This is a genomic window from Bradyrhizobium sp. Kon58, from assembly GCF_055807455.1.
The window spans coordinates 1-256 of sequence record NZ_JBVVOT010000520.1 but is presented as its reverse complement, the minus strand read 5'-3'; the positions used below and the strand labels follow the sequence as shown (position 1 = coordinate 256).

The window sequence follows — 256 nt, the reverse complement described above, 5'->3', positions numbered from 1 at the left end:
CATTTCGCACACCAAAAAAATACAGATAAAATCTAGTCAAACCATACGCTACAACTGCTAGCTACGCAAAATCCGCAATACAAATTTCTTTTGGTTCCGAGCCAGCAAAACCTCTTTCTTTATTTGATGAGATATTTGCACGCGGACTAGCATCACAAATATCATCGCAGAACAGTGATCTACATGCCGAGGAACTAGCAAAATTCTGTCTGAATTTCAGTTGGATATCTGAATGTATCGAAGTAGGAGACTTGGT

1 protein-coding gene is annotated in these 256 nt (G+C 39.1%); it reads right to left on the bottom strand.

The genetic code is table 11. The features are described from left to right. Positions 1-61 precede the first annotated feature (61 nt). The coding region (locus AC0L20_RS41330; RefSeq protein WP_473295884.1) for a hypothetical protein at positions 62-256 on the bottom strand (195 nt) is incomplete at its 5' end.